The sequence below is a fragment of the Mesorhizobium sp. B2-2-3 genome (genome assembly GCF_006442405.1).
Lineage (GTDB): Bacteria > Pseudomonadota > Alphaproteobacteria > Rhizobiales > Rhizobiaceae > Mesorhizobium.
On record NZ_VFWC01000018.1, the window covers coordinates 51384 to 77988 of the forward strand.

The following is a 26605-nucleotide window of genomic DNA, read 5'->3' on the forward strand; positions in this document are numbered from 1 at the left end:
CGCGCCCGCCGTCAAAGCGTCGCAGTATGCTTGTGTTGGCAGGGCAAGGCTCTGACGTTATTGGAAGAACCATGCTGTTCTGGGTCATAGCCGCAATCCTAACGCTGGGCGCCAGCCTGGCGGTGCTGCTGCCGCTGGCCGGTGGCGCCAGAAGCGCGTCTTCGAGCGGCGAGCACGATCTGGAAGTTTATCGCGATCAACTGTCCGAACTCGACCGCGACGCCGCCCGTGGCCTGATCAAGCCTGCCGAAGCCGATGAGGCGCGCGCCGAGATCGCCCGGCGCATCCTTCGCCTCGACAATGCGGACCAGGCCGGCAGCGCATCCGTCGGACGCACATCCGTCGCGACGCGGCTTGTCGCCACCGCGGCCGTGCTGGCGGTGCCGCTGGTCAGTTGGGGCCTCTACATCAACATAGGCTCGCCCGATCTGCCCTCGCAGCCGCTCAGCGAGCGCCTGGCCAAGAATCCGGCCGACAGCTCGGTCGACGAACTTGTGGCTCGCGCCGAAGCCCATCTTGCCGCCAATCCGTCCGACGGCAGGGGATGGGACGTGCTGGCGCCGGTCTATCTGCGCATGCAGCGCTTTTCCGACGCGGTCGCCGCCTATCGCAACGCCATTCGCCTCGACGGCGACAGCGCCGTTCGCCGGGCCGGTCTCGGCGAGGCGATTGCCAGCGCCGCCGGCGGCATCGTTTCGGCGGATGCCCAGGAGGCTTTCGAAGCGGCCCTGAAGCTTGACCCGGCCAATGCCAAGGCCAGCTTCTACCTTGCCATGGCCTTGGCCCAGGAGGGTCGCAGCAAGGAGGCGGCCGCGGCCTGGCAGGCGATGCTGGGCACACTGCCGAAGGATTCGCCATGGCGCGGCGCGATCGAGCAGGCGCTGGCTAAGTCCGGTAGTTCCGGCGCCGACAATGCAGGCGTCGCTTCGAGCGAGCCGGCAAACGGACCGACCGCGGGCGATATCGATGCCGCTTCATCGATGTCGCCGCAGGACAGGGAAGCCATGATCAACACCATGGTCGCCGGGCTCGACGAGAAGCTGCGGCAGAATCCGCGCGACCCGGAAGGATGGATGCGGCTCGTTCGTTCATACATCGTGCTGGGCAAGGCCGACCAGGCGCGCGAGGCGTTGAGCCGAGCTATTGCCGTCTTTGGAGCCGACAGTGACGAAGCCAGGAAATTCACCGCTTTTGCCGCTTCGCTCGGCCTGACGGCGACGCAATAGGGCTGGACCGGACAATGACGCGCAAACAGAAACGATTGTCGGTGATCGCGGGCGGCCTGGCCTTCCTCGGCGCCGCCACCGGCCTGACATTCTACGCGCTCGGCCAGAAGGCGTCCTATTTCTACATGCCCGCCGATCTGGCCACGGCGACGGTGCAGCCGGGCCAGCGCATCAGGCTGGGCGGCCTGGTGGAAAAAGGCACGATCCAGCGCGGGCAGGGGGCGACAGTGGCGTTTTCGGTGACCGACACCCATAAATCGGTCAAGGTCACCTATACAGGCATCCTGCCTGACCTATTTCGCGAGGAGCAGGGGGTCATCACCGAGGGCACGTTCGGCCCGGATGGCGTTTTTGTGGCCGACAGCGTTCTGGCCAAGCACGACGAGCGCTACATGCCCAAGGAAGTGGCCGATGGGCTGAAGGCCAAGGGCGTTTGGCAGGAGAGCAAGAGTGAATAGGCAGGCTCGATATAGCCGGGTTGGCGATCATGGTTGAGACCGGACATTTCGCGCTGGTCCTGGCCTTCGCGCTGGCGCTGGTGCAGACGGTGGTGCCGCTGTTTGGCGCCCGCACCAACAATCAGCGCCTGATGGCGGTCGGCGCTCCCGTCGCGATCACCGGCTTTGCCCTGACGGCGCTGTCCTTCGCCGCACTGGTCAGCGCCTATGCGAGCTCCGATTTCTCGGTCGCCAGCGTCTGGGAAAATTCCCATTCGCTGCAGCCGATGATCTATAAGATCACTGGAACCTGGGGCAATCACGAAGGCTCGATGCTGCTCTGGGTGTTGATCCTGACCTTCTTCGGTGCGCTGGTCGCCGCCTTCGGCTCCAACCTGCCGGCGACGCTACGCGCCAACGTGCTTGCCGTGCAGGGTGCGATCGGCGCGACATTCTTCCTGTTTATCCTGGCAACGTCCAATCCCTTCGCCAGGCTTTCGCCGGCGCCCATCGAAGGGCGCGATCTCAATCCCATCCTGCAGGATCTCGGCCTCGCAGTGCACCCGCCACTGCTCTATCTCGGCTATGTCGGCTTTTCGATCTGTTTCTCGTTCTCGGTAGCCGCGCTCATCGACGGACGCATCGATGCGTCCTGGGCGCGATGGGTACGGCCGTGGACCCTGGTGGCCTGGATGTTCCTGACCGGCGGCATCGCCATGGGCTCGTACTGGGCTTATTACGAGCTCGGCTGGGGCGGCTTCTGGTTCTGGGATCCGGTCGAGAACGCCTCCTTCATGCCGTGGCTGGCGGGCACCGCGCTGCTCCATTCGGCCATCGTCATGGAAAAGCGTTCGGCACTGAAGATCTGGACGCTGCTGCTCGCCATCCTGACCTTTTCACTGTCGTTGCTCGGCACCTTCCTGGTGCGTTCGGGCGTCCTGACCTCGGTGCATGCCTTCGCCACCGATCCGACGCGCGGCATCTTCATCCTGTGCATACTGACGTTGTTCATCGGTGGATCATTGACGCTGTTTGCACTGCGTGCCTCGAGGCTGACGGCCGGCGGCCTCTTTCATCCGGTTTCGCGCGAAGGCGCGCTGGTGCTGAATAATTTGTTCCTGACCACGGCCACCGCCACCGTACTCGTCGGTACGCTCTATCCGTTGGCCGTCGAGGCCCTTTCGGCCGACAAGATTTCGGTCGGCGCGCCGTTCTTCGACCTCACCTTCGGACCGCTCATGGTGCCGTTGCTGGCCATGGTTCCGTTCGGGCCGCTGCTGGCCTGGAAGCGCGGCGACGTCTTCGCCGTCGCGCAGCGCCTGATGGCAGCTTTCGCGGCGGCGCTTCTGGCAACGCTGGTCACCGCCCTGTTCATCAACGGCGCTTCGGTATTCGCAGCCCTTGGCGTGGGTCTTGCCGTCTGGCTGATCCTCGGCGCTCTCACCGACCTCGCTGTCAAGGCGGGGTTCGGCAATGTGGCTGCGAGGGTCATGGTCAGGCGCCTGCTCGGCCTGCCGCGCTCGGTCTTCGGCACAGCGCTTGCCCACCTCGGTCTTGGCCTGACCACGCTTGGCATCGTCGGCACGCTTTGCTTCGGCACCGAGAAGATCCTGTCGATGCATGCCGGGCAAACCGTCGAATTGTCCGGCCACACTCTGCGTTTCGTCGGGCTCCATCCGGCGCAGGGACCGAATTACAGCGAGGATCGCGGTCGCTTCCAACTGATCGGCGTCGGCGGCAGTCCGGTTGGCGAAATCAGCTCGGCCAAGCGCTTCTATCCGGTACGCCAGACGACGACGACGGAATCAGGCATCAGGACGATGGGCCTTTCGCAGCTTTACATTTCGCTCGGCGACGAGGGCAATGACGGATCGGTCGTGGTGCGCCTGTGGTGGAAACCGCTGGTGACGCTGATCTGGGGCGGCGGCCTGGTCATGATGGTTGGTGCGGCCATGTCGCTGATGGACAGGCGCCTGCGCGTCGGCGCACCCTCGCGCCGCCGCAAGCAGGCCGGCGCCATGAGCCCCGCGGGCCTGCCATGAAGGCGAAGTTGTCCATCGCGTCGCTCGTGATGGTGCTGGCGCTGTCCTTTGCCGGCACGGCGCTGGCGGTGAAGCCCGACGAGATGCTTGCCGATCCGACGCTGGAAGCGAGGGCGCGAGCGCTGTCGGAAGGGCTGCGCTGCATGGTCTGCCAGAACCAGTCGATCGACGAATCCGATGCCGACCTTGCCCGTGACCTGCGCGTTCTGGTGCGCCAGCGCCTGGTCGCTGGCGATACCGACAAGCAGGTGATGGACTATGTGGTTTCGCGCTACGGCGAGTTCGTGCTGCTGAAGCCGCGCTTCGACCTGCGCAACGCTTTGCTTTGGGGCACGCCGGTGATCCTGCTTTTGGCCGGCGGCCTGTTCGTCGTGATCAGCGCGAGATCGCGTCGGACACTGGCGACAAAATCCCTCTCCGCCGACGAGCGGGCGGCACTGGAGGCGATCCTGCGCCGCGATTGAGCGCAGGCGGCGATCGTTCGCCAACATTACCAAAGTTTCATGCGTCGGAAATGGCGTCGTAATGTACGCCGCTCTAATTCTCTTCCTCAGGATGCCGACAAGGCGCGTCCCTTCGAAAAGAGGATACGAGACCCCATGAATATTGCTCCCAATTCATATTCCCGCACCCGCAAGCGTCTCCTGGCTGCCGTCGCTTCCGTCGCCGTTGCCGGCGCGATCGGCGTTGGTGCGTTGACCAGCGGAACCAGCCCCGTTCTGGCCGATGCCGTGCGCGTCGAGGCGCCGCAGGTCCCCAGCTTCGCCGATGTCGTCGAGCGCGTTTCGCCCGCCGTGGTCAGCGTCAAGGTCAAGGCCAAGGTCCAGCCCACCGCCGATGACGGCTCCGACGGCCAGGACGGTTTCGACAATTTGCCCAACAATCCGCAGCTGCGCCGCTTCTTCAAGGAATTCCGCGGCTTTGGCGATCAGGGCGGCCAGAACGACGATGGCCACCGCCGGTTCGGGCATCGTGACCGCGGTAATGGCGAGCCGCGCCCGGTGGCTCAAGGGTCGGGCTTCTTCATCTCCGAGGACGGCTATCTCGTCACCAACAACCATGTCGTCGAAGAGGGCACCGCCTTCACCGTGGTGACCAATGACGGCAAGGAACTCGACGCCAAGCTGGTCGGTACCGACCCGCGCACCGACCTCGCGGTGCTCAAGGTCGAGGGTGGCGGCAAATTTACCTATGTCGACTTCGCCGACGACTCCAAGGTTCGGGTCGGCGATTGGGTCGTGGCCGTCGGCAACCCCTTCGGTCTCGGCGGCACCGTCACCGCCGGCATTGTCTCGGCGCGGGGCCGTGACATCGGCGCCGGTCCCTATGATGATTTCATCCAGATCGACGCCTCGGTCAACCGCGGCAATTCTGGCGGCCCGACCTTCAACCTCAGCGGTCAGGTGGTCGGCATCAACACCGCTATCTTCTCGCCTTCCGGCGGCAGCGTCGGCATCGCCTTCGACATTCCTGCCTCGACCGCCAAGCAGGTCGTCGAGGATCTGATGAAGAGCGGTGCCGTGCAGCGCGGCTGGCTCGGCGTCGAGATCCAGCCGGTCACATCAGATATCGCCGAATCGCTCGGCCTGAAGTCCAACAACGGCGCACTGGTATCCAGCGCACAGGACGACGGCCCCGGCAAGAAGAGCGGCATCACCGCCGGTGACGTGATCACCCAGGTCGACGGCAAGGATGTTGCTTCGCCGAAGGAGCTCGCCCGCCTGATTGGCGCCTATTCGCCGGGCAAGTCGGTTGACGTCACGGTCTGGCGCGACGGCAAGAGCCAGAGCGTCAAGGTGGAGCTCGGCAAGCTGCCTTCAAGCGACAAGCAGGCCTCGGCCGACGACAAGCCTGCGGCTCCGGCTAAGGCCGATACGCTCGCCGATCTCGGTCTGACCGTCACCAAATCCGAGAACGGCAAGGGTTTGGTGGTGACCGATGTCGATCCCGACAGCGATGCCGCCGACCGTGGCATCCAGCCGGGCGACATCATCACCGCGGTCAATTCGATGGAAGTCAACGGCACCGACGACGTCACCAAGGCCATGGACGAAGCGGTGAAATCCGGGCGCAAGGCCGTCCTGATGCAGATTACCCGCGACGACAACAACCGCTTCGTGGCGCTGCCCGTCGCCAAGGGCTGACAACGACTTTTCCAGTGCGGCGGTTTCAAACACCCCCGAGCCGCCGCACGGGAAGTATGGAGCCGAGCACGTTAGTCAGTCATCGTGCTCCCCTCCGGCGGCAGCGGGCTTCCCATCGCCCGCTGCCGCACTCACCCCGCGGGCCATGCGCTCAGGCTGAGCGAACAAGCGGAGCGCTTTGGTGGCAACGGCATGCCGGCAGCATGCTGGGACAGTAACACCAGAGAACCAAGACTTTATCGCGCGCGGCCTGGATCATCTTGATCGCGATGCGCTTTGGCGAAGGCTAAAATGCAGATGCCGGCTACTCAATCTTCCAGCGAAATCGCGTATAACGGTCCTATGAAGATTCTCGTCATAGAAGACGATCGCGAGGCTGCGGATTATCTGCAGAAAGCCTTTACCGAGGCCGGGCACACCGCGCATGTCGCGGGTGACGGCGAGACCGGCTTCGCGCTCGCCGATGCCGGCGACTACGACGTGATGGTCATCGACCGGATGATGCCGCGCCGCGACGGCCTTTCGGTCATCGCCGGCCTGCGCTCCAGGGGGAACGCCACGCCGGTACTGATCCTGTCGGCGCTGGGCGAGGTCGACGATCGGGTCACCGGCCTACGCGCCGGCGGCGACGATTATCTGACCAAGCCCTATGCCTTTTCCGAGCTGCTCGCCCGCGTCGAGGTGCTGAACCGCCGGGCCAGCGCCAAGGAAGCCGAAACCGTCTACCGCGTCGGCGATCTCGAACTTGACCGGCTTTCGCATTCGGTCAGGCGCGCCGGACGCGAGATCACGCTGCAGCCACGCGAGTTCCGCCTGCTTGAATATCTGATGCGCCATGCCGGTCAGGTGGTGACGCGCACCATGCTGCTCGAAAATGTCTGGGATTATCATTTCGATCCGCAGACCAACGTCATCGACGTCCATGTCTCGCGACTGCGCGGCAAGATCGAAAAAGGCTTCGACAAGCCCATCCTGCATACGATTCGCGGCGCCGGTTACATGCTTAGGGCCGGTTAGGCGGCGGCATGGCCCTTTCCGTGCCTGCCATCATGAAGACGACGGCTGCGCGGCTCTCGGCGCTCTATCTCTTGCTCTTCGCGCTCTGCGCCGTACTGCTTGTCCTCTACATGACCTCGCTTTCGGCGCGCATGCTGACCGCGCAGACGCAGGAGACCATCAACGACGAGGTGCTCGGCCTTGCCCGCGCCTACCAGCGCGGCGGCCTGCCGGTCCTGGTGCGCGTGGTGGAGCAGCGCTCGCGCCAGCCCGGCGCCAATCTCTATTTGATCGCCGACGCCAACGGCCAGATCCTGACCGGCAATGTCCAGAGCCTGGAGCCGGGGGTCATCGAAACCGAAGGCTGGACGACCGAGCCGTTCTCCTACCGTCGTTTCGGCGAAGGCGAACTCGACCGGCAGCGCAGCACACCTTCCGATCAGGCCACGCCGCAGGCCGGCGATACGGCGGTCCGATCCGAAGGCGAGAAGGGCCACAATGCGATCGCCCTGGTGCTGCGCCTGCCGAACCAGATGATCATGCTGGTCGGCCGCGATCTGGGCGAACCTGAGCGGTTCCGCGCCGTCATCCGCCGCTCCCTGATGCTGGCGCTCGGCATGATGGGGCTGGGCGGGCTGTTGATCTGGTTTTTCGTCGGCCGCGCCGCGCTGAAGCGCATCGATGGCGTTTCGGAAGCCAGCCGCCGCATCATGGGCGGCGATCTTTCGGGCCGGCTGCCGGTGACCGGCGCCGGTGACGAATTCGACCGGCTTTCCGAGAACCTCAATGCCATGCTGGCTAGGATCGCCATGCTCAACGAGGGGCTGAAGCAGGTTTCCGACAACATCGCGCATGATCTGAAGACGCCGCTGACCCGGCTGCGCAACCGCGCCGAGGCGACGCTTTCGGGCAAGCACAAGACGTCGGACTACCGCCAGGCGCTGGAAGGCACCATCGCCGAGTCCGACCAGCTCATTAAGACCTTCAACGCCATCCTGATGATCTCCCGGCTGGAGGCGGGTTATTCCTCCGAAAGCACCAGTCGCGTCGATCTGGCCGCAGCCGTGCGCGATGTGGTCGAACTCTACGAGCCGGTGGCGGAAGAGGCTGGCGTTTCGCTCGAAGCCGCGGTCGATGGCGCATTCCTTGTCGACGGCAACCGCGAGCTGATCGGCCAGGCGCTGTCCAACATCGTCGACAATGCGATCAAGTACTCGACCGATTCCACCTCCAAGCCGACTGTCCGCGTGACGCTCGAACGCACGCATGGCGAAATCAGGCTTGTCGTCGCCGACAACGGCCAGGGCATTCCGGACGATGCCGATCGCGCCCGGGCGACGGAACGGTTCGTGCGGCTCGAGAAGAGCCGTTCCCAGCCAGGTTCCGGGCTTGGCCTCAGCCTCGCAAAGGCGGTCATGACATTCCACTATGGCCGGCTTGATCTGTTGCCTGGTAATCCCGGATTATCCGTGGTCATGAGTTTTCCCGCGCGGGAGGATCATTGATGACGGCGGCTGCAAAGCGGACGGCGAAGGACTGGCTGTTGAAGCCCGCGGCAAGGCTTGCTCCTCTGGACGACAGCCGGGCCCGGCAGGAGCTGGCCGAGATCGCCACCTTGGCACGCGAAGAAGGATTGACACGGCTGGCGAAATTCCTGGCTGGAACGGGTGAGGCGCAGGACTTCCTGGCCGCTGTCTTCGACCTGTCGCCGTTCCTGCGTGACATGGCGCGTCGCCGGCCGCAGATATTGGATGGGCTTTTCGACCAGCCGGTCGGGGCCCGGCTGAAGGCGATCATCGTGGCGATCGACCGGGCATCGTTCTCCGAGACGATCTCCGAATCCAGATTGATGATGGAACTGCGGCAATGGAAGGCCGATGCGCATTTCCTGATCGCGCTGGCCGATCTGGCCGCCGAGGCCGAGACCTCGCTTACGGTGCGGCGGTTGAGCGACCTTGCCGATGCGTGCACGCGCGCCGCCGTCGATTTTCTGCTGCGCGACGCGCATGGCCAGGGCAAGCTGAAGTTGCCGGATCCCGCCAATCCCTCGAACCGGTCGGGCTGGATCCTGCTCGGCATGGGCAAGCTTGGCGCGCATGAGCTCAATTTTTCCTCCGATATCGACCTCGTGGTCTTCTTCGACCCGGAAGCGTCGGCCGTCGTCGATCCGCTCGATGCGACGGAGCTGTTTTCGCGGCTGACGCGCCGTCTGGTGCGCATCCTGCAGGACCGCACCGAACATGGCTATGTCTTCCGCACCGACCTCAGGCTGCGTCCCGATCCCGGTTCGACCCCGCTGGCGATCCCGGTAGAGGCGGCGCTGCGCTACTACGAGGCGCGCGGCCAGAACTGGGAGCGCGCTGCCATGATCAAGGCGCGTCCTGTGGCCGGCGATCTGGACGCCGGCACCGCTTTCCTCAAGGAGCTCCAACCCTACATCTGGCGCAAATACATGGACTATGCCGCGATCGCCGACGTCCATTCGATCAAACGCCAGATCCACGCCCACAAGGGGCATGGCGAAATCGCGGTCAAGGGCCACAACGTCAAGCTCGGGCGCGGCGGCATCCGCGAGATCGAGTTCTTCGTCCAGACGCAGCAGCTCATCGCCGGCGGCCGCTTCCCGGAACTGCGAGGCCGCGAGACCGTGCCGATGCTCGGCCAACTGGCCGCGCGCGGCTGGATCACCGCCGAGGCACGCGACGCACTGGCCCGGCAATATTGGTTCCTGCGCCGGGTCGAGCATGCCATCCAGATGGTGGCCGACGAGCAGACGCACACCCTGCCGGAGGATGATGAAGGGCTGGAGCGAATCGCGCGCATGCTGGGCTTTGCCGATGCGGCTGCTTTTTCCCTGGGCTTCCGCGCCTCGCTGCAGCAGGTCGAACGTCACTACGCGGCGCTGTTCGAAACCGCACCGGAGCTTTCGGCAGGCATCGGCAATCTGGTCTTCACCGGCGACGTCGACGACCCCGATACACTGCAGACGTTGCACGGTCTCGGCTTCCAGCGAACGAGCGACATCTGCCGCGTGATCCGTGGCTGGCATTTCGGTCGCTACCGCGTCACCCAGTCGGCTGAGGCGCGCGAGCGACTGACGGAACTGACGCCGGCGCTGCTCAAGGCTTTCGGCCAGACGCGTCGGGCCGATGAGGCGTTGATCCGTTTCGACGAGTTCCTCGCCGGCCTGCCTGCAGGCATCCAGCTCTTCTCGCTGCTCCAGTCCAATCCGGCGTTGCTGAAGCTTATGGCGACGATCATGGGCGCCGCGCCACGACTGGCCGCGATCATCACGCGCCGGCCACATGTGTTCGATGGCCTGCTCGATCCCGCTCTTCTCACCGAATTGCCGGATCGTGGCTATCTATCGGCACGGCTTACCGCTTTCCTCGAAGGCGACCGCGCCTATGAGGACGTTCTCGATCGTTTGCGCATCTTTGCCTCCGAGCAGAAATTCCTGATCGGTGTGCGGCTGCTCGCCGGCTCGATCGATCCGGCCCGCGCAGGCCGCGCCTTTTCTGACCTGGCCGACCTCACCATTGAGGCCGCGTTGCGCGCGGTTATGGCCGAATTCGAGGCGCGCCATGGCACAATCGCCGGCGGCGTGGTTTCGCTGCTCGGCATGGGTAAGCTCGGCAGCCGTGAATTGACGGCGGGGTCGGATGTCGACCTCATCCTGCTCTACGATCACGATGCGGACGCCGAGGAATCCGACGGTGAAAAACCGCTGGCGCCCTCGCATTACTACACCAGGATGACGCAGCGCCTCATCTCGGCCGTTTCCGCGCCGACCGCGGAAGGCGTGCTCTATGAACTCGACCTGCGGCTGCGGCCGTCCGGCAACAAGGGGCCAGTGGCCACCCACGTCGACGCCTTCAAGAAATACCAGCGCCAGGAGGCCTGGACCTGGGAGCACATGGCGCTGTCGCGGGCGCGCGCCATTGCCGGAGATGCCAGGCTCTGTGCCGAGGTCGAAGCCGACGTTGCGGCGGTGCTCGGGCAATTGCGCGACGCAGCAAAGGTGAAAGCGGAAGCGTCCGACATGCGCGCCATGATCGAAAAGGAAAAGCCGCCGCGCGACCTCTGGGACATCAAACTCATTGCCGGCGGCCTGATCGATCTCGAATTCATCGCCCAGGTGGCCGTCGTCACGGGCAATGTCGAGTCCGGCCGCAGGGTCACGGCAACCGCGGAGGTATTGTCGCGCCTTGCGCCACAATTCGCAGCCGCCGATGTCAGGGAGGAGCTTGGCGAGGCCTACCGCCTCTATCTGGCGCTGACCCAGATGATCAGGCTTTGCCTCACCGGCCAGTTCGAGCGGGACGATGTGCCGCCGGGGCTTTCGGATCTGCTTCTGGCGGTCACCGACTTGCCGGATTTCGGTGTGCTGGAAGCACATCTCAAGGAGACGTCGCGGAAGGTCAGGAAGGATTTCAACCTTCTGCTTCGTGCCGGGCGGCCGTGATCGACGGCCGTGCGGATCGCATCGGGGGTGACGATGCAACAGGAGAAGACCATGAGAAAGACAACCAAGCTCGCGTTCGCCTTCATCGCGTTGGCAGGAGCCGTCGGCACTGCGGCCTATGCCGAGAACATCGACAGCGCAAACATGCGTGAGCGCACGATGATGCGCCTCAACAAGGCGATGAAGGACAATGACGGCACCATCAGCTTCGACCAGTTCTCAAGCGTCATGGATTCGCGGTTGAAGAAGCTGGTCGCCGACAATGGTGGCAAGCTCACGGTGGAGCAGCTCACCGCAGCGCTGGAAAAGGCCCGCTTCGAGCACATGGCCAGGCGCATCATCGCGCGTTACGACAACAAGGGCGACGGTACGCTGACGACGGACGACATCGCCAGTCGCGACAAGAAGCTCTTTGCCCTGCTCGACAAGAACAACGACGGAAAGATCAAGAAGGGCGAACTGCCAAAGGGCGGCCGCTTTGGCTTACACCGTCAGTGGGATGACGAAGGCGACGACGGCAGCATGCAATAACGCCTTCCGGCACGGGCTTCGGCGACATCGCCGGAGCCCGTTGCTTAAGCCGCGACCTTGACCACGGGCGTCGCCTTCTTCACCGGAATGCGCACCGACACGATCGTGCCGACACCTTCGGTTGAGCGGATTTTCAGGGCACCGCCTTGCAGTTCGGCCAGAGAGCGCGAGATGGCGAGGCCGAGGCCGGACCCGGCATGGCTCTTGGAGAACTGGTTCTGCACCTGTTCGAAGGGCCGTCCGAGCTTGCCGAGCGCCTCCTTCGGGATGCCGCAGCCATTATCCTCGATCGTCAGCACCAGCGCCCCTGAGGTATTGCGGGCCCTGACCGATATGTGGCCGCCCTGGCCGGTGAATTTCACTGCGTTGGACAAAAGGTTGATGACGATCTGCTTGATCGCTCGGCGGTCGGCAAACAGCGTCAGCGCGTCGGCGATGCGGGTCTCCACGGTGATCGCCTTCTGTGCGGCCTGCAGCGAGACGACCCTGACCGTCTCGCTGATCAGCGGGCCGAGATCGATCTCTTCGCGGTCGAGCGAGAATTGGCCGGCCTCGATTTTCGACATGTCGAGAATGTCGTTGATGACGCCCAGGAGATATTTGCCACTGCTGTTGATGTCGGTGGCGTATTCCTCGTAGCGCTCCGATCCCAGCGGGCCGAACAGCCCCTGTTCCATCAACTCGGAGAAGCCGATGATGGCGTTCAAGGGCGTGCGCAGTTCATGCGACATGTTGGCCAGGAATTCGGACTTGGCCCGGTTCGCCGCTTCGGCGCGCTCGGTTTCCTTCATGTATTTGCGGTTGAGCTCGACCAGTTCGCGCGCGCGCTCCTCTTCGGCCCGGCGGGCGAGGCTGAGATCGTGTATGGTCGCCATCAGCCGGCGCTCGCTGTCGACCAGCTTTTCTTGATGCAGCTTGATCTGGGTGATGTCGGATCCGACCGAGACAATGCCGCCGTCGCGGGTTCTGAGTTCGTTGACCTGCAACCAGCGGCCGTCGGCCAGCTGCCGTTCGAACGTCGCGCCGCCCTGCGGTCCATTGCTGTTGGCTAGCCGCCGATCGGAAGCGAAAGCGAGCATGCGCTCTTCCAGCGTGGCGCGCACGGCGCCTGGCATCACGTCACGGTCCGAAAGGCCATTGTCCTTCTGGTATTTGGAATTGCACATGATCAGCCGCTCGGCGGCATCCCACAGCACGAAGGACTCGTTGATGTTCTCGATCGCCGTCCTCAGGCGCAAATCGGCTGCCTCGGAACGAAGCGCCAGGTGACGCTGCTCGGTGACGTCGACGGCGATGCCGATCAACTGGATTTCGGGTGCTTCCGGATCCATGACCTGCGCCCTTGCGCGCATCCATACCCACTGCCCGTCGGCATGCCGCATCCGGAACACCTGATCGATATGATCGATCTCGCGCGCGACGATCTTGTTGGCGAGCTGGAACAAGTCGCCATCATCGGGATGGATGATCTCGTCGACCTCGCCGAAGGACAGCATCGTGTCGCATGGCTCGTAGCCCAGCATGTCGTACATCGAACGCGACCAATACATCTTGCCGCGCACCATGTCCCAGTCCCACAAGCCGCAGCGGCCGCGTACCAGCGCCATGTCGATGCGTTGATGCGCTTCGAGATAGATGCGGTCGGCCGCCTGCGCGCGCGCCGCCTGGCCGAAATAGGCATAGAGGATGATGATCAGCACGCCGGCCGTCAGTACGAACAGCGTCACATTCAGCGAGACTGTCTTGCGCCAGGCGTCGAAAACAGCGTCCTGCGGCACCAGCGCCGCTGCCGCGCCTTTGCGACCGTTCGTCAGGCTGACCGCTGCATACCAGTCCTGCCCGCCAATATCGACCTCCATCACTCCGGCGCGGTCGCCGAACATGAACAGAGGCTGGCCGCCCTGGGCGAGGCTATCCAGCGAACGGCCTTGCCAGGACATCGAGCGCGGCGTCACCGCGGTGATCTTGAAGGCGCTGTCGGTGATGACAAGAACGTGGCCGCGGCTCATCGCGCCCTGGCGGCTGGTCGTTTCCAACAGGTCCTGGATGGCGCCCGGCGCGGTGTCGGACGTGGTGGCCAGCGAACTCGCCAGTTGACCGGACGCCAGCATCAGGATCGCCTTGGCGTTGCGCTCGATATCGTCGCGTTCGTTCATCAGCGACAGGACGCGCAGCGCCGCGATCGCGATCAGGAAGATGACGATGAGAGCCGGTATCGATCGGCGCAGCAATGGCTCCGCCGCCAGAAGCCGCTTGTAGGCCGGTTCGGCGATGAGCCGCGTATTCCCGGCAAGGCCGTCGCCTCGCGGCGTCTCGCGACGCGCAAAAGCTATCCCTCCGGGCGCGCCCCACGCGTCCGCCTTCGCCATAAATGGCACTCCCCGATTTGCCTATGCTTGATGATCCGGCAAACGCCGCACTTCCGAATCGCCATTAAAGAATCAAAGGTGATTCGCCTTGTCCAGTGGTCCGGCGAAAAAAGATTAAAAATCGACTAAAATAGCGGCTTTTCCGCCAACCGAGCAGAGGCATGCGATGGCGATTACCGTGGAAAGGGAATAATATTAGAAATCACGCATATTCCGTGCGGGATTGCACATTGGGAGGAAAGCATGAATCGCAGATCTGCAATTGCTCTCGGCGTGTCAGCGGCAGCGGTAACGCCTTTGTTCGCCCTGGCGGCGTCGGTAAAAACGAGGACATACGGCCCGAAGGAGGGCAAGGAGATTGCGCCCGGCATCAGAGTGGTGGAGGTAGGCACGGGAAACTCAGACATTCCTGCCTACAAAAGCATCTCAATCGTCGATGTCGTGTTTCAGCCCGGCACACATGCGCCGGCGATGGTGATGGACAACGACATGGTATGCACCATCACTGCGGGCGAATTCACGATCAAGAAGGCCGACAAGGAGTTCAAGCTCAAGGAAGGCGACATATACACTTGCGCCAAGGGCAAGACCGACGAGGCGACGAATACGAGCGCCGAGGTCGGCGTGCATCGCATCGCCATGTTGATACCCGCGTAGGGAGGCGGGAATCCGTTCGAGCAGCAGAAGCACAGCCTGACGGGCCGGTGGCGTTGCCTTGGCATTGCCGCCGACCACCATGGTGGCCGCTTGGGTCTGGCTCACGCCAGCGTACGCTCGACGATATCGCTTAAATCCGCCGACAGGTTTTCGGCATTGGCAATCGAAAGCAGCGCTTCCCTGGCCTTGGCCTGCCGGCCAGGTTCGAGCGAACGCCACGACCGGAGCGCCGTTGCCAACCTTGCCGCCACCTGCGGATTGCGTTTTTCGACCTCGAGCACGGTCTGCGTGAAGAATCGGTAGCCTTCGCCGTCGGCGCGGTGGAATCCGGTCTGGTTGGCACTGGAGAATGTGCCGATCAACGAGCGCACCCGGTTCGGATTGGCCATCGAGAAGGCCGGATGCGTGGTCAGGGCGCGAACCGTCTCCACCGCCTGCGGACCGGGTACGCTGGCCTGAATCTGGAACCATTTGTCCATCACAAGCGGGTCGGACGCATATGTCGCTTCGAAAGCCGCCAGTGCCTTGTTTGCCTCCGGCGAACCATGGTGGCGGTGCGCGAGCACGGTCAGTGCCGCCGCGCGGTCAGTCATATTGGTGGCCGACCGGAAGTGCTCCGCCGCAAGCCCGGCGCCATCTGACAGCAGCGAGAGATAATCGAGCATGACGTTGCGCAGCGCCCGCCGTCCGGCGGAAGCTGCGTCCGGGCTGAACGGGCCGGCGTCGGCAAGCCGCTCGTAGAGGCCGGCGAACGCGTCGCGGTTAGCCCTGGCGATTGCCAGCGCCAGCGCCTCGCGCGCAGCGAAGATGGCGTTGGGTTCGATGTTTTTGCCGATGTCGCGCGCTATGTCGGTCTCGCCCGGAAGCGAAAGCGCCAGCGCCCGGTAGGCCGGCTCCAGCGTCTCGTCGCTCGCGATCCTGCCGGCAAGCTCGGTCAGCCGCGCGGTGAAGCCAGGCTCGGCGCCGTCGAGAATCTGGCGGAAGGCCAAGATCAATGCATCCGTAAGCAGCGTGTTGAAGGTCTGCCAGCGCGAGAAGCTGTCGCTGTCGTGGCCGGCAAGGAAGAATTGGTCATCGGTCTTCTGCTCGACGGCAAGCGTTATCGGCGCCGAGAAGCCACGGTTCAGCGAAACCGCCGGACGCTCGGCGACGCCTGAGAAGCGCACCACATGCCGGCGCTTGCGGATGTGGATGATGCCGTTCTCGACGCTGGCGCCGTCGACCGTGTCATAGGCGACCGGCTCGCCACCGGCGCCAATCAGACCGAAGGCGAGCGGTATGTGCATCAGTCGTTTGCGGCTTTCCGACGGGGTCGGCGGCACCGATTGCTCGATTTCCAGAGTGAATTCCCGCTCCGCCCGGTTATAGGTCGAGCTCACCGCCAGGTTAGGGGTGCCGGCCTGATGGTACCAGAGCGCGAATTGCGACAAGTCGCGGCCGGACACCTCCTCGAACACTGCCAGGAAATCCTCGATCGTCGCCGCCGTGCCGTCGTGCCGCTCGAAATAGAGGTCCATGCCGGCGCGAAAGCTATCAGGCCCGAGGATGGTACGGATCATGCGCACCACCTCCGAGCCTTTTTCGTAGACGGTCGCCGTGTAGAAATTATTGATCTCGCGATAGCGGCGCGGCCTGACCGGATGCGCCAGCGGCCCCTGGTCCTCGGGGAATTGATGCGCGCGCAGCGTGCGTACCTCGGCGATGCGCTTGACCGCACGCGAACGTTGGTCGGCGGAGAATTCGTGGTCGCGATAAACGGTCAGCCCTTCCTTCAGGCAAAGCTGGAACCAGTCGCGGCAAGTGATTCTGTTGCCTGTCCAATTGTGGAAATACTCATGCGCGATGATCGCCTCGATATTGGCGAAATCGGCGTCCGTCGCGGTCTCCCGGTCGGCCAGCACATATTTGTCGTTGAAGACGTTGAGGCCCTTGTTCTCCATCGCCCCCATGTTGAAGTCGGACACGGCGACGATGTTGAAGACATCGAGGTCGTATTCGCGGCCGAATGCCTCCTCGTCCCATTGCATCGATCGCTTCAAGGCATCCATGGCGTAGCCGGCGAGCTTCTCCTTGCCGGGCTCGACATAGATGCCGAGCTCGACCGTGCGGCCGGACATGGTGACGAAACTGTCGGCGACCCGGCCGAGATTGCCGGCGACCAGCGCGAACAGATACGATGGCTTGGGGAAGGGATCGTGCCAAATGGCATAGTGCCAGCCATCGCCGAGATCGCCCTTGTCGACCCGGTTTCCGTTGGACAGAAGCAGCGGCGCCTCGTCGCGGCGGGCTTCGATCCGCACGGTGTAGACGGAAAGGATGTCGGGGCGGTCGAGGAAATAGGTGATGCGGCGGAAGCCCTCTGCTTCGCATTGCGTGCAATAGACGTTGCTTGAGCGGTAGAGGCCCATCAGCGCTTCATTGCCCGACGGCGCCAGCTCGGTCTCGATCGACAGCCGAAAGCGACGCGCCGCCGGGGGCCTGAGGATGGTCAGTCGGTCGGGCGTCACGGCAAAATCCGTCGGCTTGGCTTTCCTGCCGTCGATCTCGACGCGCCTGAGCGTCAGCCCGTCGCCATCCAGCACAAGCGGCGTAGAGGCCGCGACGCCATCCCGGCGCTCGACGGTCAAAATTGCCGTGACGATCGTCGCCCCTGGCGAAAGACGGAATTCAAGGCTCGTTTCCGGAATGAGATAGTCGCTGGGGCGATAGTCTTCGAGTTTGAAGACCTGGCCAGTGTCGGTGCGCATTCCGTGGTTCCTGTCTTTCCGGGCCTGTCCTGCCCGTCCAAAAATTTGAAGTCCGCGCTCTTTACACGAACCGGCGCCTCGACAAAACTGCGACAAGGTCTATTCAGACCCTCCTTTCCAGCATCGCGAGGCAGTCATGGCCGCCGTCTACGACGTCAGGCATATCGAGAAACCCGCAACGCCGGCGCGTACCTGGGCAACCATGCGGGAAGCGGCGGGAGCGTGACAGCAGGCCCCGGCAACAGTGACAATACCGTAGGGCACAACACGCTCACTGGCATTATGCTGAAGATCGTCTCGGTGGCGGTCTTCGTCGGCATGTCGACCTGCATTAAGGCGGCGGGCACTGTGCCGGCGGGACAGATCGTCTTCTTCCGCTCCTTCTTCGCTATCTTTCCGATCATTGCCTTTCTGGCTTTCAAGGGAAATCTCGGCACGGCTTTCAGTACAAGCCGTCCGTTCAACCACATCGCGCGCGGCGTCGTCGGCGTCTGCGCCATGGGGCTCGGCTTCTTCGCGCTGACGCGGTTGCCGCTGCCAGAAGCAATCACGCTGAATTACGCCCAGCCACTGTTGGTGGTGGTGTTCAGCTCGATTTTCCTCGGCGAAGCCATTCGTGTCTATCGCTGGAGCGCGGTCGCCGTCGGCCTCGTCGGTGTGCTGATCATCTCCTGGCCGGAGCTGACGCTCCTGAGTTCCGGCGAGGCGCTCGATGACCAGGAGGTGCTCGGCGTCATCGCCGCATTGATAGCGGCGGCGATTTCGGCCGTCGCCATGCTGCTCGTGCGCAATCTCGTGCAAAGCGAGCGCACCGCCACGATTGTGCTTTGGTTTTCGGTCACCGCGAGCGTCATGGCGCTGCTGTCGCTGCCGTTTGGGTGGCAGGCGCTGACGCCGGGGCAGGCGGTCCTTCTTGTCGCCGCCGGCTTCTGCGGCGGCCTTGGCCAGATCCTGATGACCTCGGCTTACCGCCATGCCGAGGCATCGGTGGTGGCGCCGTTCGAATACACCTCGATGATCCTCGGCGTCTTGGTCGGCTATCTCGTCTTCGGCGATGTCGCCACGCTGAACACGCTGACCGGCGGTCTGATCGTCGTTGCCGCCGGCATCTTCATCATCTGGCGCGAACGTCAACTCGGCCTGGAACGCACCCGCACGCGCAAGGCCGCCCCGCCGCAGGGGTGATCAGCACCGTTAGGCCCGCTCTTTCGCCAATCTTACCAGCGCCGTCCGCGTCTGCTCGTCGGCCGGAAAGAAGGACTCGATCGCCAGCTCCGACAGCGTCACGTCCAGCGGCGTGCCGAACACGGTGATGGTGCTGATGAACGACAGCACCTGATCCCCATGGGCAAGCCGCAGCGGATGCACGATGCCGCTCGGCTCGACCCGCGCCGGCCGCCCACTCTTCAGGCCGGAGGGATAACCGCGCAACTCACGCTCCAGTTCGATCAGCACCGGATCGCCTGACGCGTCGTTCTGGTGCTTCAGGCGTTCCAGCAGGTGCGCCCGCCACTCCGCGAGATTGACGATGCGCGGCGCGACACCTCCAGGGTGCAGGCTGAGCCGCAGCACGTTGACTGGCGGCTTGAGCAGCGAGGGCTCGGAAACGTCGGCCAGGAACGGCCCAATGGCAGTGTTTGCCGAAACGAGGTTCCAGTGCCGGTCCACCGCGAGCGCCGGGAACGGCTCGTGCCCTCGAAGCACCGTCTCGACCGCCGCCATGGCCGGTGCCAGCGAAATGTCGGTCAGCGGCCTTTCGCTGAAGCTCGGCGCAAAGCCCGCCGCCAGCAAGAGCTGGTTGCGCTGGCGAAGCGGGATCGAAAGCTGCTCGGCCAGGTGTAGCACCATGTCGCGCGACGGCGCGGCCCGCCCGCTCTCGACGAAGCTCAGATGCCGCTGCGAGATATCGGCTTCCGTGGCGAGGTCGAGCTGGCTCATCCGGCGTCGCGTGCGCCATTCACGGATGAGGCTGCCGGCGGAGGTTTGAGGAGATATCATGAGGGCATGGTTAGGGCGACGGCAGGCGCATTTCAATTACCCGCGAGGTCATGGAGAGGTGAGCGCTCTTAGCTTCGCCTTCACCTCGAGAAAATCCCGCCAAGCCAGCTTCTTGTGCGCCGGCGTCCTCAATAGATAGGCCGGGTGCAGCGTCGGCATCGCCGGAATAACGACGCCGGACGCTGTCGTGTGGGCGCGCCAGTTGCCGCGCAGCCGCAAGATGCCTTCGCTCGTATTCAGAAGGGTTTTGGCCGAGGGCCCGCCGAGATTGACCAGCACCTTCGGCTTGACCAGTTCGATCTGCCTTTCGATGAACGGCCGGCAGATCTCGGTTTCGTGCGGCGTCGGCGTGCGGTTTCCCGGCGGCCGCCAGGGGATGACATTGGCGATGTAGACGGATGTCCGGTCTAGCCCGATCGCGGCCAACATGCGGTCGAGCAGCCGGCCGGAGCGGCCGACGAAGGGCAGGCCTTCTATATCCTCGTCACGGCCGGGCGCCTCGCCGACCAGCATCACCGATGCATCCGGGTTGCCGTCGGCAAAGACCAGGTTCTTGGCGGTGAACTTCAGGTTGCAGCCGTCAAAAGTCGACATGTGCTGGCGAAGCTCGTCCAGCGTCGAGGCAGCCGAGGCCAATTCACGCGCCAGCGCCGCCTGCGCCTCGTCGGGTACCGCCGAAATGGGCGGGCGGGCCGGCGGAGCGTTAGGCACGGCGCTCGCATCGAGACGCGGTTGGGCGGGCCGCTCCGGTGCCCCGCTATCGCTCGGCGCGGCAGCCGGCATCCGCTCCGCCGGCTTGGGCGCGGCTTCCGCGAAGCGGCTCACCGGCGCGTCCTCCAACGCCTCGTCGACGCCCGCGCTGGCATAGAAGGCGAGCAGCTCGGCGATATCAGGTCGGCTGTTTGGGGAAGCGGCAGTCATGGCGCCACCATCGTTCGACTGGTCGCATATTGCAAGTTGGTGATTGGGGACATTGGCACAACCGGGCAATGACGGCCTGTCTCTGGCAGCGTCATACGCTCACCGCAACCTAACCCGTCGGTATGCGCGGGTCCTGCACCAGATAAAAGGTCCAGCGCGGCGTATAGTCGGTGATCAGGAATTCGAACCTGGCGGTCTTTAGCGGGTCGACCTTGCCGTTCTTGAACAGCAGACGGTCATACGGTTCAAAATCGCGGTCGAAATCGGCAAAATTGCTCGACCAGATATTGTCAGGCGTCTTGTTGCGCTGGTCGAACGAAAGCCCGTCGCCGAAGACGCTCGGCTGATTCAGGACCTCCTGAAGCTCGAACTGGAATTCGATCCAGGCCTGGCCGCTGTTGTTGAGCACGTCCAAGCGCAAATACATGATGCCGTTGGCGAACTCGCCCGCCTTGCCGAACGCCTGGATCGGCTTGGTTGCACGGATGGTCAACGTCACCGGCGTCGCTGAATTCAGCTCTTCGGTGATGACGAGCGGATCGTCCTTGGTGCCGGTGCCGGAAGCGCCGGTGATTTCGAACCCGCCAAGCTCGTCGGAGAAGGAGTAGGCACCGGTGGCCCAGACCTTCACCTCGTCTGCAAAGGCATGGACCGGCGCCAGCAGGGGGAGGGCCGAAAGGAACGCCCGGCAGGCCCTGCCGGGCGTCGATGGGAAGCGCGTTGATGAGAAGCCGGCTGGCCCAGGAATGCGCATGGCGCGAAGTATGGCCGATAAGCAAGCCGTCGAACAATTAAAAACGTACGCGTGGCGGGCAGGCCGGCGCAAAACGGGTGTCCTTCGGCACGATGCGCGACTTTTTGGCCAAATCCGCGTTGTCACAGGCGCGCCGGTTTCCTGTCGCGACTTGATGCGCTATGCAGCGCAGGAGCCAGCAAGATACGCGCAATAGCGACAAGCCAGTGCGGAGGGGTTGATGAGCGATATCGAACGCGAAAGCATGGAATTCGACGTGGTGATCGTCGGTGCGGGCCCGGCCGGCCTCGCCGCCGCCATCCGCCTGAAGCAAGTCAATCCCGAGCTTTCCGTGGTCGTGCTGGAAAAGGGCGGTGAGGTTGGCGCCCACATCTTGTCAGGCGCCGTCGTCGATCCGATCGGCATCGACCGGTTGCTGCCGGGCTGGCGCGACGAACAAGACCATCCATTCAAAACGCCGGTCACGGCGGACCATTTCCTGGTGCTTGGCCCCGCCGGCTCTTTCCGCCTGCCCAACATGATGATGCCGCCTCTGATGAACAATCACGGCAACTACATCGTCTCGCTTGGCAATGTCTGCCGCTGGCTGGCCGCCAAGGCCGAGGCGCTCGGCGTGGAAATCTATCCGGGGTTCGCCGCGGCCGGCCTGCTCTATAACGAGGAAGGCGCCGTCACCGGTGTTGTCACCGGCGACATGGGCGTCGAAAAGGATGGCACACACGGCCCGGGTTTCGCGCCGGGCATGGCGCTGATGGGCAAATATGTGCTGATCGGAGAGGGCGCGCGCGGCTCGCTCGCCAAGCAGTTGATCGCCAGGTTCAGGCTTTCCGAGGGCCGCGAGCCGGGCAAATACGGCATCGGCCTCAAGGAACTGTGGCAGGTCAAGCCGGAGAAGCACAGGCCGGGTCTCGTCCAGCACTCCTTCGGCTGGCCGCTCGATCTCAAGACCGGCGGCGGCTCTTTCCTCTATCATCTGGACGACAATCAGGTGGCGGTGGGCTTCGTCGTCCACCTCAATTACAAGAACCCCTGGCTGTCGCCGTTCGAGGAGTTCCAGCGCTTCAAGACCCACCCGGCGATCAGCGGTACTTTCGAGGGCGCCAGGCGGTTGGGCTATGGCGCGCGCGCGATTACCGAAGGCGGTTGGCAGTCGGTGCCGAAACTGTGCTTCCCGGGTGGCGCGTTGATGGGCTGCGCCGCCGGGCTCGTAAACGTCCCGCGCATCAAGGGCTCGCACAATGCCGTGTTGTCGGGAATGCTGGCGGCCGAGCATGTCGCCGAGGCAATCGCCGCCGGCCGCGCCAATGACGAGCTCTCCGCTTACGAAGCCGCGTGGCGGGCGACAGACATCGGCAAGGATCTGAAGAAGGTGCGCAACGTCAAGCCGCTGTGGTCGCGCTTCGGCACCATCGCCGGCGTCGCCATCGGCGGCCTGGACATGTGGCTGAACACTTTGTTCGGCTTCTCGCCCTTCGGCACGCTGAAGCATGGCAAGGCCGACTACGCCACGCTAGAGCCCGCCGCGAAGCACAAGAAAATAAACTATCCCAAGGCCGATGGCGTGCTGACCTTCGACCGCTTGTCCTCGGTGTTCCTGTCCAACACCAACCACGAGGAAAACGAGCCGGTGCATCTGCTGGTGGCGGACATGGAGCTGCAGAAGCGTTCCGAGCATGACGTCTTTGCCGGACCTTCGACGCGCTACTGCCCTGCAGGCGTCTACGAATGGGTCGACAAGGACGGCAATGCCGCTGCCGATCCGGCGGCCAAGGACGTGCGCTTCGTCATCAACGCGCAGAACTGCGTCCACTGCAAGACCTGCGACATCAAGGATCCGAACCAGAATATCGACTGGGTGCCGCCGCAAGGTGGTGAAGGCCCGGTCTATCAGAACATGTGAGCCGTGCCGGGCTAACGAAGAACATGCGAGCGGCGGCGGATTTGTCTGTCGCCGTTGACCGCCTGCCTCGATCAAGCCCGTTGAAGCCTTCCGCCGAGTGTGGTCTGCTCGGCTCCGACAAAGGAGGCGGACATGCGCCTGACCAGCCCGACGATGCTCGCCATGGCCTTCATGCTGCTTTGCGCATCAGCCGCGTCGGCGGGCACAAAGCTCACCGTTCACATCCGCACCTATGATGTCGCTGGAAATACCGGAGCCGCCCTTGTCGAGGCGATGGACCGGCTGGGACCCAAGCACGGCTATATGGCGCGTGCCATCGCCGAAACCGGTTACGCCGTGCATTGGGATCTCGATATCGTCCGGAAGGATGGTGCCTGCCATCTGCGGCAGGCCAACGGGACGCTCAACCTGACCTACACTTTCCCGCGGCTCTCGTCGGCAAGCCCTATCCTGCGCAAGCGTTGGGACCGTTTCATGATCGGCGTTCGCAAGCACGAGCAGACGCATGGCGGTATCGCGAGGCGGATGATGCGGGCCACCGAGACCGCGCTTGCCGGCCTGCGGCGCCCGGACAACTGGTTCTGCACCGGCACGCACCTCGAGGCGCGGCGCCGAATCAAGACCATCTATGTCGAATACGAAGCCAGGCAGAACGCTTTCGATGCGCGCGAGCATCGCGGCGGCGGGCCTGTCGAGCACCTTGTCGAAGCGTTGACCAAACCCTGAGAATGCCGAAGCATCAACCGCGCGGATTGTTTTGAAGGTCGCTCGCCGCGAGCGCGCTCTCATGCTCGTCATGGGGCAGCCTGTCGTCGGGGCGAAGCGAGAACTCCACGAGTACGGGAAGATGGTCGGAGCCGGTATCTTCCAGTCGCGTTGACGACAGAATGGTCACGCCGCCCTTGCTGAACGCCTGGTCGATCGGGAGGCCTGCATAGCGGCGCAGGAAGTCGGGCAGCTTCCGGTGAATCCAGGTCGACCCGGCCGACGGCATGACGGTCAGTCCGCCGAGAGCGGCGACGCGCCGCACCGCGGCGCTCCATGGCACCGCGTTGCAATCGCCGGCCATGATGGCGGTTTGGCCGAGCGATGAAAGCTGCTCCGAGAGTTCGCCGATCTGCCGATACTGCTCCCGGGGCCACGGCCAGCTGAGGTGGATGGCGGCGACGTCGGCGCTCCTGCCGCCGAAATCGATGGTCGCAATGGCCATTGCGCCCCGGAGCTCGCAATGTGGCGCGGTTCCGGCGACAAAGGGTCGCCGCGAGAGCAGCGCGACGCCGAATACGCCGTTGGGATAAGGACAGAGGATCCGGTATGGATAGGCGCTGGCGATGTAGCCAAGCTCCGTCGCCCACATCGCCGACACCTCGTCCAGGGTGATGACGTCGGGATTGGTCCGGCCGATCAGTGACAGCACTTTCTTCGGCGTTGGGTTGTCGTAGCGCAAATTCATCTGCAGCAGGCTGTAGACTACCTGGTCGGTCTGGTCGGTGGATTTGGCGACCGCCTGAACCGGCCACGGCCGAGGCAAGGCGGCCGAAGCGGTCGCAAGAGCGGCCACGGCAAAAACCAGAGCCGCGGCCGCTTGCAGGCGAAACGATGTCGCCAGCAGCGGCAGCGCGCAAACTGCCATCAGCACGGCGAGGTGGATGCGGAAATGCGAAAAGGAATCGAGCGCCGGGTGCAAGGCGCCGAAGAAGCCGGCCACCAGCGCGACCGAGAGCGTCATCATCACGATGAATACCAGTGAGGCCGCCATGTCTCGACTGCGTTTCATCGGATCAGATCTGCATGAGTTGCCAGCGATGGTCCTCGCCCGGTTATCGGCAAAAATGCGGCTCAATCAAGATAGCGAATTGCGGGCAAGATGGCGAATCGCCGGCAAGACGGCGAATAGCTCTGGCGGCGCGCAGATCGGCTACTGGAAGGCCGTTTCCGAAAAACTTCTGAGCTTGCGCGAATGCAGCCGCTCCATCGGCATTTCCGAAAGCTTTTCCATCGCCCTGATGCCGATGGTGAGGTGCTGCGCCACCTGCCGCTTGTAGAATTCGGTCGCCATGCCGGGCAGCTTCAACTCGCCATGCAGCGGCTTGTCGGAGACACACAAGAGCGTGCCGTAAGGCACGCGGAAGCGGAAGCCATTGGCCGCGATCGTTGCCGATTCCATGTCAAGTGCGATCGCCCTCGACTGCGAAAGCCGCTGCACCGGTCCGCGCTGGTCGCGCAGTTCCCAGTTGCGGTTGTCGATGGTGGCGACAGTGCCGGTGCGCATGATGCGCTTGAGATCGTACCCAGACAGGCCGGTGACTTCTGCAACCGCTTCCTGCAATGCCACCTGGATTTCGGCCAATGGCGGGATCGGCACCCAGACCGGCAGGTCGTCGTCCAGCACGTGATCCTCGCGCACGTAGGCATGCGCCAGCACATAATCGCCCAGCGCCTGCGTATTGCGCAGACCCGCGCAGTGGCCGAGCATCACCCAGGCATGAGGCCTTAGCACAGCGATATGATCGGTGATCGTCTTGGCGTTGGAGGGTCCGACACCGATATTGACCATGGTAATGCCGCCATGGTTTGGCTTCTTCAAGTGGTAGGCCGGCATCTGCGGCAGGCGCTGTGGCGCCATCCCTTCGCTCGGGGCGCTCTGCCCGGCTTTGGTGACCACGTTGCCCGGTTCGATGAATTCGGCATATCCGCCGCCGCCACTCTCCATCAGGTCACGGGCGCGCGCCACGAACTCGTCGATATAGAACTGATAGTTGGTGAACAGCACGAAATTCTGGAAATGCTGCGGCGTGGTCGCGGTATAGTGCGACAGGCGGTGGAGCGAATAGTCGATCCGCTGCGCGGTGAAGGGCGCCAGCGGCCTTGGTTCTCCGAACGCCACTTCGAACGTGCCGTTGGCGATCTGGTCATCTGTACCGTCGAGATCTGGCACGTCGAACAGGTCTCGGATCGGCCGCTGGATACGCTCGGCCGCCGTTCCGTCGACATGGGTGCCTTCGAGAAAGGCGAAATGCAGCGGGATCGGCGTTGTCGATTCCGAGACCGTGACCGCGACCCCGTGGTTGCGCATGATCAGACGCAATTGCTCGACCAGATAGCTTTCGAACAGGCTCGGCTGGGTGATGGTGGTGGAAAAATGCCCCGGCGTCGGCATGTGGCCATAGGCTTGGCGTGAATCGATCTGGGTGAACGAGTTCGTTGTGACGCCGATCTCCGGGTAGAAGGCGCGGTAGCGCTTGCTGCTGTCGCCGCCGGCGGCAAGCGCCGCGAAGGAGTCGCGCAGGAACTTGGTGTTGCGGTCATAAAGGGCTTGCAGCGCCGCGACCGCCTTTTCGGCGGTGTCAAAGCTTTGCCGGCCAAAAGGCTCGGGCATGACGACAGATTCGATGGCTTGGGGGTAGATTCGCTTTTC

General features: G+C 63.8%; 20 protein-coding genes. 13 read left to right on the forward strand and 7 right to left on the reverse strand.

Translation table 11 applies throughout. The annotated features are described in order from the left end of the window. Positions 1 to 71: 71 nt before the first annotated feature. From ccmI to FJ951_RS26005, 9 genes are all read left to right on the forward strand, one after another. Entirely contained in the window at positions 72 to 1226 is a 1155-nt protein-coding gene (gene ccmI, locus FJ951_RS25965; RefSeq protein ID WP_140494694.1) for a c-type cytochrome biogenesis protein CcmI, read from the forward strand. A gap of 14 nt (positions 1227 to 1240) precedes the next feature. Next, positions 1241 to 1684 (forward strand): cytochrome c maturation protein CcmE, encoded by a 444-nt coding sequence (gene ccmE, locus FJ951_RS25970; RefSeq protein WP_140494692.1) that lies wholly within the window; start codon positions 1241 to 1243, stop codon positions 1682 to 1684. A 29-nt stretch (positions 1685 to 1713) separates the two neighbouring features. After that, entirely contained in the window at positions 1714 to 3705 is a 1992-nt protein-coding gene (locus FJ951_RS25975; RefSeq protein ID WP_140494690.1) for a heme lyase CcmF/NrfE family subunit, read from the forward strand. Then, a complete protein-coding gene (locus FJ951_RS25980; protein ID WP_140517973.1) occupies positions 3702 to 4169 on the forward strand; it encodes a cytochrome c-type biogenesis protein in 468 nt (155 codons plus the stop codon). The genes FJ951_RS25975 and FJ951_RS25980 overlap by 4 nt, the downstream gene beginning before the upstream one ends. 135 nt (positions 4170 to 4304) lie before the next feature. Then, on the forward strand, positions 4305 to 5849 hold the full coding sequence (locus tag FJ951_RS25985; RefSeq protein WP_140517974.1) for a Do family serine endopeptidase: 1545 nt from the start codon (positions 4305 to 4307) through the stop codon (positions 5847 to 5849). A 342-nt stretch (positions 5850 to 6191) separates the two neighbouring features. Then, complete coding sequence (locus FJ951_RS25990; RefSeq protein WP_181165141.1) at positions 6192 to 6866, forward strand: response regulator transcription factor; 675 nt, start codon at positions 6192 to 6194, stop codon at positions 6864 to 6866. An 8-nt stretch (positions 6867 to 6874) separates the two neighbouring features. After that, positions 6875 to 8350, forward strand: a complete 1476-nt coding sequence (locus FJ951_RS25995; RefSeq protein ID WP_140517975.1) for a HAMP domain-containing sensor histidine kinase — start codon at positions 6875 to 6877, stop codon at positions 8348 to 8350. Further along, positions 8350 to 11310, forward strand: coding sequence for a bifunctional [glutamine synthetase] adenylyltransferase/[glutamine synthetase]-adenylyl-L-tyrosine phosphorylase (locus FJ951_RS26000; protein WP_140517976.1), 2961 nt, complete (start codon positions 8350 to 8352; stop codon positions 11308 to 11310). The genes FJ951_RS25995 and FJ951_RS26000 overlap by 1 nt, the downstream gene beginning before the upstream one ends. A 51-nt stretch (positions 11311 to 11361) precedes the next feature. Next, entirely contained in the window at positions 11362 to 11841 is a 480-nt protein-coding gene (locus tag FJ951_RS26005; protein WP_140517977.1) for a hypothetical protein, read from the forward strand. 44 nt (positions 11842 to 11885) lie between these two features. Here FJ951_RS26005 and FJ951_RS26010 read toward each other — a convergent pair whose 3' ends face one another. Then, a complete protein-coding gene (locus FJ951_RS26010) occupies positions 11886 to 14210 on the reverse strand; it encodes a PAS domain-containing sensor histidine kinase (protein WP_140494675.1) in 2325 nt (774 codons plus the stop codon). Between the two features lie 243 nt (positions 14211 to 14453). Between FJ951_RS26010 and FJ951_RS26015 the strand changes: the two genes are divergently transcribed. After that, positions 14454 to 14867, forward strand: coding sequence for a hypothetical protein (locus FJ951_RS26015; protein WP_140517978.1), 414 nt, complete (start codon positions 14454 to 14456; stop codon positions 14865 to 14867). A gap of 101 nt (positions 14868 to 14968) precedes the next feature. Here the strand turns inward: FJ951_RS26015 and pepN are convergent, their stop codons facing one another. Then, a complete protein-coding gene (gene pepN, locus FJ951_RS26020; RefSeq protein WP_140517979.1) occupies positions 14969 to 17614 on the reverse strand; it encodes an aminopeptidase N in 2646 nt (881 codons plus the stop codon). Between the two features lie 222 nt (positions 17615 to 17836). Here pepN and FJ951_RS26025 point away from each other — a divergent pair, with 222 nt between their 5' ends. Then, positions 17837 to 18799 (forward strand): DMT family transporter, encoded by a 963-nt coding sequence (locus tag FJ951_RS26025; protein WP_140494669.1) that lies wholly within the window; start codon positions 17837 to 17839, stop codon positions 18797 to 18799. A 9-nt stretch (positions 18800 to 18808) separates the two neighbouring features. Here the strand turns inward: FJ951_RS26025 and FJ951_RS26030 are convergent, their stop codons facing one another. The 3 genes from FJ951_RS26030 to FJ951_RS26040 all read right to left on the reverse strand — a co-directional run bounded on the left by FJ951_RS26030 (position 18809) and on the right by FJ951_RS26040 (position 21287). Continuing rightward, the gene (locus tag FJ951_RS26030) at positions 18809 to 19612 is read right to left on the reverse strand and encodes a helix-turn-helix transcriptional regulator (protein WP_140517980.1); all 804 of its coding nucleotides are present in this window, start codon (positions 19610 to 19612) and stop codon (positions 18809 to 18811) included. A 48-nt stretch (positions 19613 to 19660) separates the two neighbouring features. Further along, positions 19661 to 20533, reverse strand: coding sequence for a uracil-DNA glycosylase (locus FJ951_RS26035; protein ID WP_140517981.1), 873 nt, complete (start codon positions 20531 to 20533; stop codon positions 19661 to 19663). Positions 20534 to 20642: 109 nt separating this feature from the next. Continuing rightward, complete coding sequence (locus tag FJ951_RS26040) at positions 20643 to 21287, reverse strand: hypothetical protein (protein ID WP_140517982.1); 645 nt, start codon at positions 21285 to 21287, stop codon at positions 20643 to 20645. A gap of 220 nt (positions 21288 to 21507) precedes the next feature. On the opposite strand from FJ951_RS26040, the gene FJ951_RS26045 reads away from it, so the two are divergent. Both FJ951_RS26045 and FJ951_RS26050 read left to right on the forward strand, forming a co-directional pair. Further along, entirely contained in the window at positions 21508 to 23187 is a 1680-nt protein-coding gene (locus FJ951_RS26045) for an electron transfer flavoprotein-ubiquinone oxidoreductase (protein ID WP_140517983.1), read from the forward strand. A 132-nt stretch (positions 23188 to 23319) separates the two neighbouring features. Next, positions 23320 to 23913, forward strand: coding sequence for a DUF922 domain-containing protein (locus FJ951_RS26050; protein WP_140517984.1), 594 nt, complete (start codon positions 23320 to 23322; stop codon positions 23911 to 23913). Between the two features lie 13 nt (positions 23914 to 23926). Here the strand turns inward: FJ951_RS26050 and FJ951_RS26055 are convergent, their stop codons facing one another. Together FJ951_RS26055 and FJ951_RS26060 are read right to left on the reverse strand one after the other, a co-directional pair. Then, positions 23927 to 24964, reverse strand: coding sequence for an endonuclease/exonuclease/phosphatase family protein (locus FJ951_RS26055; protein ID WP_140517985.1), 1038 nt, complete (start codon positions 24962 to 24964; stop codon positions 23927 to 23929). Positions 24965 to 25105: 141 nt separating this feature from the next. Beyond that, positions 25106 to 26566 (reverse strand): AMP nucleosidase, encoded by a 1461-nt coding sequence (locus FJ951_RS26060; protein ID WP_246671782.1) that lies wholly within the window; start codon positions 26564 to 26566, stop codon positions 25106 to 25108. Positions 26567 to 26605: the final 39 nt, after the last annotated feature.

Bases quoted from the DNA above. Each gene is read 5' to 3' on its own strand.
- ccmI (WP_140494694.1), top strand. From the start codon at position 72: ATGCTGTTCTGGGTCATAGCCGCAATCCTAACGCTGGGCGCCAGCCTG.
- ccmE (WP_140494692.1), top strand. From the start codon at position 1,241: ATGACGCGCAAACAGAAACGATTGTCGGTGATCGCGGGCGGCCTGGCC.
- FJ951_RS25975 (WP_140494690.1), top strand. From the start codon at position 1,714: ATGGTTGAGACCGGACATTTCGCGCTGGTCCTGGCCTTCGCGCTGGCG.
- FJ951_RS25980 (WP_140517973.1), top strand. From the start codon at position 3,702: ATGAAGGCGAAGTTGTCCATCGCGTCGCTCGTGATGGTGCTGGCGCTG.
- FJ951_RS25985 (WP_140517974.1), top strand. From the start codon at position 4,305: ATGAATATTGCTCCCAATTCATATTCCCGCACCCGCAAGCGTCTCCTG.
- FJ951_RS25990 (WP_181165141.1), top strand. From the start codon at position 6,192: ATGAAGATTCTCGTCATAGAAGACGATCGCGAGGCTGCGGATTATCTG.
- FJ951_RS25995 (WP_140517975.1), top strand. From the start codon at position 6,875: ATGGCCCTTTCCGTGCCTGCCATCATGAAGACGACGGCTGCGCGGCTC.
- FJ951_RS26000 (WP_140517976.1), top strand. From the start codon at position 8,350: ATGACGGCGGCTGCAAAGCGGACGGCGAAGGACTGGCTGTTGAAGCCC.
- FJ951_RS26005 (WP_140517977.1), top strand. From the start codon at position 11,362: ATGAGAAAGACAACCAAGCTCGCGTTCGCCTTCATCGCGTTGGCAGGA.
- FJ951_RS26010 (WP_140494675.1), bottom strand. From the start codon at position 14,210: ATGGCGAAGGCGGACGCGTGGGGCGCGCCCGGAGGGATAGCTTTTGCG.
- FJ951_RS26015 (WP_140517978.1), top strand. From the start codon at position 14,454: ATGAATCGCAGATCTGCAATTGCTCTCGGCGTGTCAGCGGCAGCGGTA.
- pepN (WP_140517979.1), bottom strand. From the start codon at position 17,614: ATGCGCACCGACACTGGCCAGGTCTTCAAACTCGAAGACTATCGCCCC.
- FJ951_RS26030 (WP_140517980.1), bottom strand. From the start codon at position 19,612: ATGATATCTCCTCAAACCTCCGCCGGCAGCCTCATCCGTGAATGGCGC.
- FJ951_RS26035 (WP_140517981.1), bottom strand. From the start codon at position 20,533: ATGACTGCCGCTTCCCCAAACAGCCGACCTGATATCGCCGAGCTGCTC.
- FJ951_RS26040 (WP_140517982.1), bottom strand. From the start codon at position 21,287: ATGCGCATTCCTGGGCCAGCCGGCTTCTCATCAACGCGCTTCCCATCG.
- FJ951_RS26045 (WP_140517983.1), top strand. From the start codon at position 21,508: ATGAGCGATATCGAACGCGAAAGCATGGAATTCGACGTGGTGATCGTC.
- FJ951_RS26050 (WP_140517984.1), top strand. From the start codon at position 23,320: ATGCGCCTGACCAGCCCGACGATGCTCGCCATGGCCTTCATGCTGCTT.
- FJ951_RS26055 (WP_140517985.1), bottom strand. From the start codon at position 24,964: ATGAAACGCAGTCGAGACATGGCGGCCTCACTGGTATTCATCGTGATG.
- FJ951_RS26060 (WP_246671782.1), bottom strand. From the start codon at position 26,566: ATGCCCGAGCCTTTTGGCCGGCAAAGCTTTGACACCGCCGAAAAGGCG.